General features: G+C 59.9%; 9 protein-coding genes. 2 read left to right on the top strand and 7 right to left on the bottom strand.

Annotated features, from left to right (window positions below):
- The first annotated feature begins 502 nt into the window (after nt 1-502).
- Nucleotides 503-1177 carry a LuxR C-terminal-related transcriptional regulator gene (locus NKH95_RS06765; RefSeq protein ID WP_023808949.1) on the top strand — a complete coding sequence of 225 codons (675 nt, stop codon included), beginning with the start codon at nt 503-505 and terminating at the stop codon, nt 1175-1177.
- Here NKH95_RS06765 and NKH95_RS06760 read toward each other — a convergent pair.
- Nucleotides 1170-2912 carry a PAS domain-containing protein gene (locus tag NKH95_RS06760; RefSeq protein ID WP_023808948.1) on the bottom strand — a complete coding sequence of 581 codons (1743 nt, stop codon included), beginning with the start codon at nt 2910-2912 and terminating at the stop codon, nt 1170-1172. The two genes, NKH95_RS06765 and NKH95_RS06760, sit on opposite strands and share 8 nt — an antisense overlap.
- Before the next feature lie 210 nt (nt 2913-3122).
- On the opposite strand from NKH95_RS06760, the gene NKH95_RS06755 reads away from it, so the two are divergent.
- Complete coding sequence (locus tag NKH95_RS06755; protein ID WP_031212340.1) at nt 3123-3830, top strand: helix-turn-helix transcriptional regulator; 708 nt, start codon at nt 3123-3125, stop codon at nt 3828-3830.
- A gap of 82 nt (nt 3831-3912) precedes the next feature.
- Here NKH95_RS06755 and NKH95_RS06750 read toward each other — a convergent pair whose 3' ends face one another.
- The 6 genes from NKH95_RS06750 to NKH95_RS06725 form a co-directional block, all read right to left on the bottom strand.
- Entirely contained in the window at nt 3913-4953 is a 1041-nt protein-coding gene (locus tag NKH95_RS06750; protein ID WP_023808946.1) for a glycosyltransferase family 2 protein, read from the bottom strand.
- Nucleotides 4950-6317: an oligosaccharide flippase family protein gene (locus NKH95_RS06745; protein WP_352891241.1), complete on the bottom strand. Its 1368-nt coding sequence runs from the start codon at nt 6315-6317 to the stop codon at nt 4950-4952. Before NKH95_RS06745 ends, NKH95_RS06750 begins: the two co-directional genes overlap by 4 nt.
- Before the next feature lie 183 nt (nt 6318-6500).
- Complete coding sequence (locus NKH95_RS06740; RefSeq protein ID WP_352891240.1) at nt 6501-8732, bottom strand: GumC family protein; 2232 nt, start codon at nt 8730-8732, stop codon at nt 6501-6503.
- A gap of 1 nt (nt 8733) precedes the next feature.
- Entirely contained in the window at nt 8734-10731 is a 1998-nt protein-coding gene (gene asnB / locus NKH95_RS06735) for an asparagine synthase (glutamine-hydrolyzing) (protein ID WP_352440667.1), read from the bottom strand.
- Nucleotides 10731-11990 (bottom strand): O-antigen ligase family protein, encoded by a 1260-nt coding sequence (locus NKH95_RS06730; protein ID WP_352440666.1) that lies wholly within the window; start codon nt 11988-11990, stop codon nt 10731-10733. Before NKH95_RS06730 ends, asnB begins: the two co-directional genes overlap by 1 nt.
- On the bottom strand, nt 11987-13195 hold the full coding sequence (locus NKH95_RS06725) for a glycosyltransferase family 4 protein (RefSeq protein WP_128302536.1): 1209 nt from the start codon (nt 13193-13195) through the stop codon (nt 11987-11989). The genes NKH95_RS06730 and NKH95_RS06725 overlap by 4 nt, the downstream gene beginning before the upstream one ends.
- Between the last annotated feature and the right edge of the window lie 560 nt (nt 13196-13755).

Below are 13755 nucleotides of genomic sequence, written 5' to 3'. Positions count from 1 at the left end.
CCTCCTATTGATACGACTGTCGCGGTGTGATGGGTCCAGCCCACCGGCCGGAAGGCACGCCAGTGTTGGTTTCGCCTCTCCGGGTGCAGCGATGGTAAGTGGCGCCCGAGAAGGCGTCGTCGTGCATTTGAATGGCACTTTCCCGGCGTTTTGATTTCAATATTCCAGCCGGCAGGGCATGGGCGCGGCAGGGCGGTCAATCAGAGCTGGGAGCTGTAGCCGCTCGATTGGCAACTGCTGTGCGCATGTCCGGCGCCGGTAACGACCTTCTCGGAAGGGCATCGCTACCGTTCGTACGAAAAAAACACTTTGCCATCTGGCCCTGAAATGTGTGCGATTGTAAGCTATATTAGCAGGTTGAAATGTGCGGATGGGCGGCGACGAGCGTCGACATACGGGGGATCAGCGGGCGGCTGATCTGTGTTGGGTCACCGTACAGTCCATCCAAAGGGAGGGTTCGGCAGCTAGGGACACATGCGGGCTGCCAAAAGGTGGGTGGTTCATGTATCGTATTATCATCGCCGATGATCACGGCTTGTATCGTCGTGGGCTGCGACTGGCATTGATGGCCGGCATTCCAGACTTGGAAATATTCGAAGCGGCGTGTTTTGATACCGTCATAAGCCTGCTTGAAGATCAGGCGCCCGTTGATCTCGCCGTCATCGACCTGAACATGCCAGGACTGTCCGGCCAGGACGATCTTCGCGACGTCTTACCGGCTCATCCCGACACACGGTTTGCAATTGTTTCAGGGACCGATTCACGCGCCGAGATTCTAACTGCCCTCTCGATTGGACTTCATGGCTATATCGTAAAGTCCCAAACGGACGAGGAGGTGGTCCTGGCGGTGAAGGAAATCCTGGCCGGCCGTATTTACGTTCCGGCACTTCTTTCACAAAGGTCCAAGGAGCCGGTACGCCTTCCATCCGAGGCTCCCACGCGAATGCCCCACAGGACCACCAGCGTCAACAATCTGGGCAGGCTTACGTCCAGACAGAAGGAAGTCCTCAGGTTGATGGCCGAAGGTTACTCGAACAAAGAGATTGCCCGCTCTCTTGAAATTGCAGAAGCGACGACGAAGATTCATGCCGCCGCCGTCCTGCGCGAACTTGGGGCACGAAATCGGACAGAGGCCGCGGTTCTGCTGAAGACATGGGCCGCCAGAGACGTCAACTAGCGCCGATTGCTTTTGGCGGCAGCCGGACCGAATATTTCAGTCCGTGAGCCAGCATCTCAAGCTTGGAAGAGTGACCCACGATAGGCTCACCGTCGGCTCCAATGATCAACGACCCAAAACCGCGCCGAGCCGAGGTGGAGACCCGGCGCTCTCCCGATTCCGACCATTCAAACACGATGTCGGCGCCGGGCTCCTGGGCTGTGAATTGCCACATGACCTCGATCCGGCCTGCCGGAGTGCCGAGAGCCCCATGCTTCACGGAATTGGTCGTAAGCTCGTGAACGATCATTGCGAAGCTCTCAGCCGAACCCTCTGCGATTTTTACTTCGGGCCCACTGATCGAGATGTTGTGCGTCCCCATGTAGGGCTGCAATTCCTGAACGATGAGGTCGCGCAAGGACGCCGACAGGTTGCCATCGCGTGAAAGAAGCAGATGCGTCGCCTGGAGTGCGCCGATTTTTTGGATCAGTGTCTGCTTATAGCGGGCGATATCGTTGTCGGGGGCACTAACCATATTCACAAGCGCCGTGATCACCGGAAACAGATTGTTGAGCCTGTGGCGCTGTTCAAGCATGGCCCGCTCTCGCTTCTTCGCCGCAGCCCGCAGCAGAATGGTTATGCGCCGATCGGTGACATCCGCGGCGACTCCTATTCGCTGTGCACGACCATCGCGCAATTCGTCCCGTCCGCGAAGAGCAATCCAGCGGATATGTCCGCCAGCTCGCCTGATGCGGATCTCCGCGTCATAGTTGGCGCCGGATGCAAGCTCTCCCGGGGCCGTCAAATTAGGCAAGTCGGCTGGATGAACGACCGCAGCCAGTTCCTGCAGCGGACGGCTCGGCGCGGGTGCCAGTCCCATCATTTCCCAGAACGCGGCCGAGCCGTTCACGGATCCGCTCTCGAAGTCTATGCGCCATGTTCCCAACCGGCTGGACGACAGCGCCAGGTCCAACCATTCCTTCTGAGCCCGGAGTGCCTCGCGGGCGGTTCGCTCTCCCGATATGTCGTCCACCATTACAAAGATGCTTTGAGGGAGAGCATCAGCTGGCACGGCCAAAGACAGCGCCAATCTTGTCCACAAAACCGTGCCGTCCTTTCTCAGGAGACGGATCTCCGAGCCGAACGAAGTCGTGTCTTTGAGGCGAGTCAATGCTTCCGCCAAAGTGTGGTTGTCGTCAGGATGGACGAGTGCCCTGACTGGCAAACTAGAAAGCTCCTCCTCGGCATACCCTGTCATCTCACAAAGACGTTTGTTGGATCGTTGCAACTCTCCGTTCTCGCTCATATTGGCAAAGCCGATAGCGGCACGTTCAAATGCCCAGCGATAACTGTTTTCGGTCGCCTCCAAGGCCACGAGTCTAGCCTCTGCAACCCGCAAAAGGGTGCGGTAGTCCTGCCTCTGCCGGTGGAAAGTCAGGGCGATCATCCCCCCTGCAACCAGCAGCAGGATGGCCCTAATCCAAACGTCGACGTCGGTTGGATTGTGAAGGACATCCCGCGCCAACAAGCCGACAGTCACCATCACAAACGTTGCCGCAAGGGCAATCAGGCGATCTTCGAGATATGAGATGGCAATAATGGTGGGAACAAACTCAAAAAAGCCGATGTCGTATGCCATGGAGGCGGGCAGCGCTGTCTCGACCGCAAGTGTCGCGACCAGGAGCGACATCGAGGCAAGGTGGGTTAGCAACTTGCCTGAGCTGTTCGGATGCAAACTGAGCGAATGCAAACGCATGTGCCAGACTATAACCTTCTGACTAGTCCGTCGAGATTAGACCGAAAAGCGTACAGACTAGTCCGACCGCAGGATTGTTCCCCGGGATTGTAGCGCGCATTTTGTCCGTTGTCGGGGGCGGATCGGACCGCAACTCTCCAAGCGACCTGACTGACATGTTTAAGGCACCTCCTGACAGGGAGGCGTTGCCGTTTTGCGGGAGGTAAGAAAATGGCACTGGTTGGTAGGCAGCATGATGGAATTCTTGGTCGCCAATATGGAAGTTTCGGGGGAAAGCCCGTCTCGGCCTTGAGAACGCAGGGTGGCCATAGTTCCGCCTGGCACCAAGCACCACAAAGGTTCGACGGCGTGGCTGTCGAGCCAAAGCAGAGCAGCCTTGCATCTGTTGTGAGAATGCTTGATCGCATCGGGTGTGGCTATCTGATCCTGAACAGCGACAGGAAGGTCATGGAGTGGAATTCAGCCGCTCAAAACACCTTGGAGCGCGAGGGCGAGGCAGCTGATACGGCCGGCAAGGTGTCGGTTGCTCTGAGGCGGCTGATCGCAAACGTGCCGGGGAATTTTCTTCCTGGCACGCTTTCATGGGTGGTGATCCGCGGTATGGGCGACAGGCCCTTGATTTTGAACGAGAAGGGCATAGCAACGCCTGACGCGACGAGTATCGTGGCGCTGCTGGATCGTGAAAACAGGTCCGGGCCAAATCCCCAGACGCTGCAAAGAATGTTTGGTCTGACGAGTGCCGAAACGCAACTCGCGCTGCGCTTGGCGCAGGGCGATGCCCCTTTGGAGATAGCCCGCAAGCGGCGCTTGAGCCGGACCACGATAAGGTCACAGCTGGCGTCGCTCTTCGCCAAGACCGAAACACGGCGCCAGGCGGAACTGGTAGCTCTTCTTGGGCGCATATGCGTGTTGCCGTGAGGTAACGGCCGTACCATGCGCGCGCGCAACAGGCTTGTGCGCGCGCAATCTGTTGCCGGCGTGCTTGTCCGCCAGCCTCACCCTACCGCCGTCGTGTGCGCACCCGGCCCAATCTTGGGCGGATTGCAAACACGTGGTTAAGCACGTGCCAGCCCGCCACCTTCATGACGGAAGGCCGGAAGATCTGAATCCCGTCCAGGAACGTGGTCAACCAGGACTGCTGGTGGAACCTCATGGGAATACGAGCAACCCGCAATGCCCGCAGCAATGTCTCGGGAGGCGGGAGATGGTTGCGGTCCTTGATGAGATTCCAGTTAAGCTGTTTGACGGCGAGGGTCACTTCGTCGACCTCGCGGAAACTTTTTGACGTTGTAATGCTTGGATGGTTCGTTGCATCGTAAAAGGTAAGCGGATCGCTTATCGCCACCATGTCCCCATGGCTGGCTAGATCCACGAAGAACAGTTGATCCACTCCGGCCGGAATCTCTTTGTGCGTGCGCATCAAGCAGCCGGCACGAATGACGTCGCTGTTGATCAACAATGTGGATGGAATAATCCCCAGGCAGCGTGTCGCGCGCACCAGATAGAGGTCCATCAGGCACTGCTGGCTGGAATAAAGCGAGATCGGTTCCTGCTGCTTGGGGACTTGGCGAAATCGCACTCGCTTGTCCTCGATTATGTTTGCGGCTGACGTCATGAAGGCGACTGAGGGGTACTGTTTGGCAATTTCGGCGAATGTCCTGAGTGCACCTGGCGCAAGCCAGTCATCGTCATGTAGCAACTTGATCCATCGTCCGGAGCAAGCCAGCATAGCGTTGTTGGTGTTCTCCACCTGACCGCGACCTCGACTGTTTTCGATGATGCGGATGCGAGGTTCGCTCCGTGCGTAGTCGGTCACGATAGCCCAGGTCTCGCCCTCCGGCCCCTCGTCGTCGCTCACGACCAACTCCCAATCGGAGTAATCCTGGCCCAAGACGCTGTCGATCGCCCTGCGGATCGTATCCGGTCGACGAAAGGTTGGTATCCCGACCGAGATAAAAGGGCGTGACCACGAGAGATCGGCCCGGTCATGCTGGGTGACCGCAACTGCCGCTTGAAGGTTGTCAACCGACGACGAATTCATGGTGTTTTTTCCTCGAGACATTCATGTTGGATGCACGTTGCAGCGCCTGCTGGTTGAGGGTCGTGGGTCAACAGATACAGTGATGCTGCCATTTTCAGAGCGAAACCCGACGCGCCGCCGGCGGCCATGAAATAGATGACGGTGACTGGCTGCCAGCCCGCCTGGGCGCCGGCGAGCAGCGGGCCAAACACGAGAACCGCCCGTGCGAGGTCGATGACCAGTCTTGTTCCTTGCCGCCGTAATAGAGCGGGAACGTCGCTGAGCGGAGTCGACAACGCCTGTGCCGCGCCCATCAGCGCCAGTGCGGTCATGATTTCCGCAGTGGGCATCCAAGGCTCGCCCAGAAGCGGAACGACCACATAGGGCGCGGCGAGGCCGAGGAGCAAGATCGGCACCGCGGTAAAGGCGGCGGCCAGCAGGAGAAGCCCGCGCGCCACACCAAGCAGGTGTCCACGATTGCTGTTCCGGTTTGCTTCGGCGACAAAAACATTGCTGAGCGGTGTGGCGATCAGCGTCACCGGACCGGTGACCAGCCGCGCGGCCACGCCCAAATATCCGGCAAATGCGGTGCCGAACAGCCCGCCGACAAGGACTGCTGGAAGATTGTTGATTGCTATGCTCGCGAGCGTTGCGGGAATATCGAACAGAGGAAATTTGTATTCCCGCCGAGCCTTTTCCAATACCGCACGCCAAGGTGCCCAGGCGATGCCACGCAAATCCTCCCAACTCATCACCCGATAGCCGATCACCCCGATGAAGACGAACTGGCTTAGAATATGGGTATGGATCATCGCTTCACCGCCGAGTTCGGCGATGCCGAAAGCCAATTGCAGTGCAGCCATGCTCGCCGGCAGGATCAGGCGCCCGAGAGCAAAATCGCGCAAAAGCCCGGCACGCAGACTCCAGCAGTTCATGGCTTCGACCAGACCTGCGCCTCCCATTCCAATCGGAATGAGCCAGGCGAGCGAGCCGAGGCGATTGGGAGCAAGGTTCGACAGCATCTGTCCGGCCGAAAAGGCCAGGACGGTCGTCACGAACACAGCCAAGAGAATAAGCTTGACCGTCACATAGGCCTGCGCGTTCCCCTTGACCCCATAGAGCGAAGCCTCGAAGCGCAATGCCGCGACCCCGGCGAGTATGTTCACGATCGACAGATAAATCGTAAAGATGCCGAAATCGGCCGGCGAATAGAGCCGCGCCAAAACCGGGATTGCGGCAAGAAGGGTGAGCTGGCCGACAATCGCCATTGCCGACACTCCGCTTGCTGCACGAATGATCGAGCCGATCGGGCTCGGCCGAACAACGATGATGGCTGTGCCTGCCGCAGGAACCGTCTTGGGTCTCAGAAGGTCGCTTGGTGCCATCGGTTCGCGCTTCCGAGAGAGGCAAATATCGGGGATTGCCGCAGCCTACGATGCACACCGGACCTTGCCATCATTCACCTGAATGACGCGCTCTGCTGACAGGCTGCACCGTGAATCGTCCTGGCCGCTCCCTGGATGAACCGCCCCAGGATCGTCCGTAGCCCAAGGACGAGCCTGTGGCCGTCATGCTATTTGCTCGCGCAAGAGGTCAGCGCTGTCCTCGAGCCGATATCCGGCATGTTTTTTCAGATTCACTCGCGTGAGGACACTGCCAACAGGTATCGCAAGAGAACCGTTGCCCTGAAGGAGTTCCAGCACCCCGCGAGCGAGGGTGCGTGGCGTTTTCCTCCACCGGATGGCGAAAAGAACCACGTCCGCCCATCCTGGCAGAAATTTGGCTTCCGGCCGCCCCAGCGCCGAGGGCAGGTTTATGATCACGATGCGATAGGTCGCGTGCAGATCCGCCATCACTTTGCCTCCGTCCTCGCATGATAGCAGCGCCAGCAGGTCGTCCGACGGAGCGGCGGTCATTACGTCGATCCCGATTTCATGCAGCCTGGCAACGGCACCTTCCAGGTCGCAGCGATTGCAAACATAGTCAGCGAAGGAATGGCGGTTCTTGCGTTCGCTGAACTGGTGCAGGAACTCGAGCGTGAGCTGAACGCCCTTGCGTTCAAGATCGACCAACAGAACTCGACCGCCCAGTCGCGTGCCGGCGAGCGCCAGGCTCCACGCGAGCTCGGTCCCGCCATCCTGCGGCACGCTGGAGGTGACAAGCGCCGTGTACGACGAACGAGCCCTTAGCGCATTTGGTGCCGCCGCAATCAGCAACGACGTCACGGCGCGGCTATATGCGGACCTGCGCTCCCCCAGCACGAGGTTTCGCAGTTGTTTGGCATGCATTCCGCCTGCTTCGGGAATCTGCCCCACACATGGAACCTTGAGCACCGCTTCTGCCTCGGCCTCGCCACGGAAAGTCCGGTCGAAATGATTGCGCATCGTGACGTACATCGCCCCCAGAATGGCGAATAGGATCATCCCAGGGGGAACAAGGAAGATGGCTGGCAAGGTCTGCGGGATAGTCGGCGGCCAAGCAGCGGACAGGATGGAAATTCCAGCTGAGGGAACTCCGATACGCCGCGTCAAATCCTGTTGTCGACCAAGGAGTTCGTTATATCGCTGGGTCAGCAGGCTGACCTGCGGCTCGAGAGCCCGCAAACCGGAAAGCCGGCTGGCGGTGTCGGCCATGACCGCATCCAGGATGTTCTTTCGGCTTTCAAGAGCGGCGATCTGTGCACGGAAAATGTTTGCATCGGCAGCAATCTTGTCGACGCCTTGTTCGATCTTGCTTTGCGTCGTGGCTCTGAGTTCCTGGTCTGCCGGCGCGAGAGCCTGTCGAGCCGCAAGGTCGGCAAGTTCAGGCGCGCCAATAGCTTCGGCCAAGGCGGTGAGAGAGGCCCCATGCTCTCGAAGCCCCTGGACGTATCGAAGCCGAGATTCCACAGCGGCGAGGTCCGCCTTTGACATCGACAATTGCTGGCTGAGGTCGGCCCGTTCCCTGGCTGCATTGTCAGCCGAGCCTTGGTCGATGGCTCCGTGGCTCAGCCGATATTTCTCAAGGCGGTCTGCCGCTGCCTGCAGATCATTTTGCAGCCCGGGCAAACTGGCAGTGATCGCATCGAGCTCTTGCTGGTCGGATGCCTGCCTTTTCTTCGCTAGGGAGTCGACATAAACCTGAGCGAATGTGTTGGCCACGAGCGCCGCCCGCGCGGGGCTGTCATCGGCAAAAGCGACGGAGATTACTCTCGATCGCAGCTCCTGCCCGACCCGCATGCCTCGCCGCAAATCTCTTAACTCGGAGGCATCCTCGGCTTGTGGACCGTTGGCTGCCTGGTCCGCCCCTGGCCACAGCCAGTCCAGTAGACCGCCGGCAAGTGAGCGTGTCCTTGGGGGAGGGGTGGCAGACGGTTCAAGCCGGGAATTCCTGCTAGCGGAATTGTCCTGTCCGGTTTCCGCCGCACCTGTCTTGCGCAGTGCCGCCATGACGCGGCGCAGGTGATCTTGCGACGATAACATCGTGATGTGGTCATCTATGCTTGAATCAACGAGGTCCTGCGAAGACGGGGCGCCGACGGGCAGTGAACCGCGCGAGGGGGCGTCGACGATAAGCTGGGTTGTTGACTCGTAGAGAACTGGTCGAAGGCTTCCCAGCAACCCCGCCAACAAGCCGCCCAACACAGCGAAGGCAACAATAGACCATTTTCTCCTTGCCAGAATCACGAAGAGTTGGCGCGACGCGGTGGGCGGCTCGACATACTCACGCAATGACCGCACGGGCACTCTGCCTTCGAGAACCGGTGCTGGTAGTTGATTGACCCGTGGCAGCTGGATCGGGCTGATTGCGGAACCTACCATCTTACACTCCTGCCAGGTCGCGTTCATGAGTTGGGCCGGTTTGCTGTGCTTGCCGATTGGCTTTGCTCCGCCAGGCCTGGAACATCAACGCGGACCACAATTCGCGCGAGCGGTTATGGCCATCAATGTGATCGCGCCAGCAGGCGTCGATCTTCGCGGTGTCCAATACGTCACTGCTTTCGGTTCGCATGTCGGCGAGAAGATCGGTGGCCCAGTTGCGCAGCGGACCCCGCAGCCATGCAGCGATAGGGACATCGAAGCCTTGTTTCGGACGCTCGATCAGGTGCTGCGGGAGATAGCGGCGTAGCAATTGGCGAAGGATCCATTTGCCGGCGCCATCACGAACTTTCATGTTGGATGGCAGCCGCCAGGAGAATTCGACAACGCGGTGGTCAAGCAGAGGACACCGACCCTCAAGGCTGTTGGCCATGGTGGCACGGTCCAGCTTCACCAAGATATCGCCAGGCAAGTAGCCCGCCATGTCATCGTACAGAAGACGGGAGAGCAGGTCGTCAAGCGGCGGACCGCCGTAGCCGTGGGTTGGTTCGGTCGGCCGCTGATATCCCAGGTTTTCAGCCTGTGGCCGCGCCAGCCGCTGAAACAATTCGTCTTCGTTCGATGCCGTGAGCAGCCGGGCGAGGCGTTCCATTCGGTCGCTCCGGATAAAATGCCTCGCGCTCGCAGAGAGCGGCAGTTTGCCAACGGCATCGTCACGTCCGGCGCGTGCGAAAAACCCTGCCCCTGCCGCCAAGGTTCGGCGCAGTTGTCGGGGCAGGCGCAGGTGCCGTTTCAGCCGCTCCGCCATAAAGTGGCGGCCGTATCCTGCGAAGCATTCGTCACCACCGTCGCCCGACAGCGCTACGGTGACGTGCTGACGAGCGAGCCTGGCAACGAGCAAGGTCGGTATTTGTGATTCATCGGCGAAGGGTTCATCCCAGACCTGGGGCAACTCGGGAATGACGTCACGTGCGGCGCTTGGCGAGAGGTGAAGTTCGGAGTGGTCGGTACCCAGATGACGGGCAACGGCCGCTGCGTATGGAGCTTCATCAAAGCCGCCCTCTCCGAACGAGATCGTGAAGCTGCGAACCGGCTTGCAGGATTGGGCCTGCATCAAGGCGATCACGGCTGAGCTGTCGATCCCGCCCGACAGGAAGCCGCCCAGAGGCACGTCGGCGATCATACGTTCCCGCACAGCCAGCCGAAGCCGGTTGTCCAGTTCGTCAACCAGATCTTCGTCGGTGCCGATGGCGGGATTCCGTCGCCCATCGGCAGCGACGGCAGCCAGCGACCACCAGCGGTGAACGCATCGGGAAAGACGGTCCGCGCTGCGGTCTTCGGCAAAATTCGCCGCCGTGACGGAAAGGACAGAACCAGGCGGCAGTTTGAACACGCTTCGCCAGATACAGCGATGGTCCGGCACCCATCCCGTCGAAAGCATTGCCGCGGCGGCATCAAGATCAAGGTCGGGAGAAAAGCCCGGAAAGCAATTGATCGCCTTCAGCTCAGACGCGAAAACCAGCGCATCTCGGGTCGATGCGACATAGAGGGGCTTTTTGCCCATTCTGTCGCGGGCCAGATGCAGGGTTCTTGTCTTGAGATCCCACAATGCGAAGACGAACATACCGGCAAAGCGATTGAGGGCGGCCTCAAGCCCCCAATGCTCGATTGCGCAGAGCATCACTTCGGTGTCGCTAGCACCTTGAAAGGTTTGGCCCGCACACTCGAGTTCGCTACGCAAATCGCGAAAATTGTATATCTCACCGTTGAAGGTGATCACGTACCGACCGCTGGCGGAATGCATCGGCTGGTGCCCGGCGGCTGACAGGTCGACAATTGCCAACCGCCTGTGGCCCAGTGCGATTCCAGCTTCGCGGTCGATCCAGAGCCCCTCGCCATCCGGCCCCCGGTGACGCAGCGATGCAGTCATCCGCCCGATCGCTCCAAGCGGCTTTATGTCCAGAGCGTCCGAAGCCAATAGAATTCCCGCGATCCCACACATTAGGCCACCCTCGGTTCAGCAAGCTGCCGCCGAAGTGCGGTCGGATTTCCGGCAACGAGGCAGAAAGCCAGCGAAAACCACACGATCGGGTGGCGGATGATCAGGTGAGGCATGCTGAAGATTATCGTCGATCCCCCGAGCACCAGCAGGGCGTCGAATCCCGCTCGCCAGGCGGAGGACATGGCGGCGCCCACGATCCAGACCAACGCCATCACGGCAAGCAATCCGCCCTGCAGGTAAAGGTCGAGAACGGTGTTATGCGCCTCGAAAGGTCGCTGTAGAAATTGACGGTCGGCCACGGGAGGCCGCTCGAGGTGGGGGCCAGGGCCCAGTCCCAGGGACCCGGATTTCAATCCTTTTTCCACAGCCTCCTGCCACAGATAAAGCCGGAGTTCGAACGTTTCGACGGTCGCTTCCCCGCCTTCGTCTTTGGTAAGGCTCTTCGCAAAATTGGCGACGCTGGTCTCTTCGGTGAGCGCGTACGGCGTCATTGCAAGCGCTAGAGGGAAGGAGCCTGCCAACAGCATAATTGCCGCCAGGCGGGGCATGCTGGCGCGGCCGCTCGTTGCTATCCATGCACGAAGCCGCAATCCGATGAAGATGAGGCAGCTCAGGATGCTGGTATAGAGATAGGTGTCGCTCTTCGTCAGTCGGCCGACATAGAACGTCAGGAGCAGGCATGAGAATGCTAGCAAACGAGCCCATGGGTTGCGCGTGGTCGTGGCAAGATGCAAAGCCAGCGGGCCAAAGAGCGCGCAATAGAGCGCGAGTTGGTTCGGGTTCTCTGACCAGCCGCGGAACCGGTCCCAATACCAGGGATCGACGCCGGATTGGTGGATCGCACCATAAGCCAAGCCAAGCTGTATCACAAAGGCTCCATTGGCAAACGCGACCACGTACCATGCGCTGCGGCGCAGATGCCGATCGGCGTCCGGCTCCGCCGCGGCCAGGCACGTAAAGCTTGCCAGCAACACATATGCCATAATGTCATGTACAAACCCGGTCAGATAAAGAACGGTGGTCAGGTAACCGACGATCGTGCCGATCCCCAAAGCGAGCGACAGGAGCAGCCAGAAGCTCGCCAGTTGGACAAAAGCGGGTGTGAGCTGGAGACGACCGCCAGCGAGTATTCGTCCAATCGCCAGCACGATCCAGATCGCGATGAACAATTCGCCATAGCCGAGCGGCAATCCCGGAACGCCTAGTTGCGTCGCATAGGACATAGCAACCCCCAGGGCGAGCAAGGCGTCCCGGATCATTGATGTGCCCCGCCTCGGTGATTTGCGAGGCCGCCTCCAAGCCCAACGGCAGGGAGCGGTCGCATGTGCCCCGCGCGGAGTGTGTTGTCGTAAAGGTCGCAGTACTGGTCGACCACCAGCGGCAGGGCAAATCGCTTCCGGACAAGTTCAACAGAACGGGCGCCCATCGCCTTGGCCGCCGCGCGGTCGGACAGCAAGTCTATTGTTCGCGAGGCGAGGGCATCGGCATCATGCGGCGCAACCAGGTAGCCGTTCCATCCGTCTTCGACGACGTCGCTGCAGCCTGGCATCCTTGAGGCCACGATGGGCAGTCCCGCCAGCCCCGCCTCCAGCAATACACGCGGAACCCCTTCGCGATACTGAGTGGGAAAGGCGAATACATCGGCCATGCCAAGGAGGTCGGCGACATCGCGTCGTGGACCCAAGGCCAGCACATGAGGTGCATGCCGATCGAGTTCCGACTTGTCGATTGCGAATGAGCCTTCGGATTCTCGTGGGCCGACGAGCACAAACCGTGCCGAGGGCCTTGCGGACAGAATGCGAGGGACCGCCTTGAGAAGGGTCGCCACGCCTTTCTGGCGCGTCAAACGGCCGACGAAGATCACCACTTCGGCGGACTGAAGGCCGAGGTCCTTTCGCATCTTCGTTGCTGAGGACCCGAGATGGCGCACCGTTGCGAACGCGCCGACATCGATTCCGGAACTGCGTATCAGTCGCGAACTTCCGCGACCGATCAGCCGAAAGCGCTCGAAGAACAGTTGGTCGTCGCTATTTTGGAATACGGTCGCTGCCGTCCAGGAAGACGCAAGCCATTGCAGTGCGCAATAGACCGGACGCAAGGCCAGGGCTCGAGGCTCCAGCGATGAGAACGTCCATCCCAGTCCGTTGATGGTGCGAATGACCGGAACAGTTCCCCGTACCGAAAGGGGCGTTAACAGATTTGGCTTGGTGTCGAAGCTCTGGATGATGTCAGGCTGAAGCTCCTGCATCAAGCGGCGCATCGTTCCGAGAGTGCGCCATTCCCCGCCTCCGCTTGCAAAGCGGTCGAAGGAGAACCTGTGATGCGAAATGTCATGCCGTAAAAACGGTACGGGAGAACCGCTCGAGACCGCCGTAACGCGAAAGCCTTTCTCTCGCAACGCGATGAGGAAGGGAACTCTCAAGGCGTGATCCTCGCCTCCCACGCAGACCAGGTGCGGGTTCATCTGCCTCTCCCAAGCGCACATGGCCGATTGGCTCTCGATGCTGCCATGGCCCGGTTTAATCACCTCTGAGCGCATGCCGCCCGAGTGCACGCTAGGGGGACACCAGGTGCCTGTCCTCGTCCGTTTGAATGACACCAGTGATGTTTGGAAGGGTGGCGACCAGCGAGGCGAGATTCCCTCGCGATTGCCGGAGCGTTCATGTGACTCGTGTCTTGCGGGATGAGCGCGGTGCTTGCCTGAGCCGGTACGGGTGGCCGGTCTGCATCACCTTGGTTGTCCAAGGTTTTCGAGTGTCCAATTGCGGCGGCGCGGTGCCTGAGCTCCGCGGTTCGCTGATGGCAAAAAATCTTTGTGGTTGCGCTGGGCCGTCAAGCCGGCCCTCGGCCTGCGTCGCCCGGTCTTCAGGACGGAACCCGCACGTCAGCTGTTGGTCCACACATCCGGAACATCTGTCGGGGGGGGGCCCCGCGCGGCCGGCGGGGAGGAAAGAGATATTGGGGGGTGGTGGGGTGTTGTGGCGCAAAAAAACACAAGGGGAGTAAAAGAAAGCGCGAGGCGGG

The organism is Mesorhizobium sp. M0848, from assembly GCF_040319805.1.
GTDB lineage: Bacteria > Pseudomonadota > Alphaproteobacteria > Rhizobiales > Rhizobiaceae > Mesorhizobium.
The sequence above is the reverse complement of the archived record's forward strand: the minus strand, read 5'-3'. Positions and strand labels throughout refer to the sequence as shown.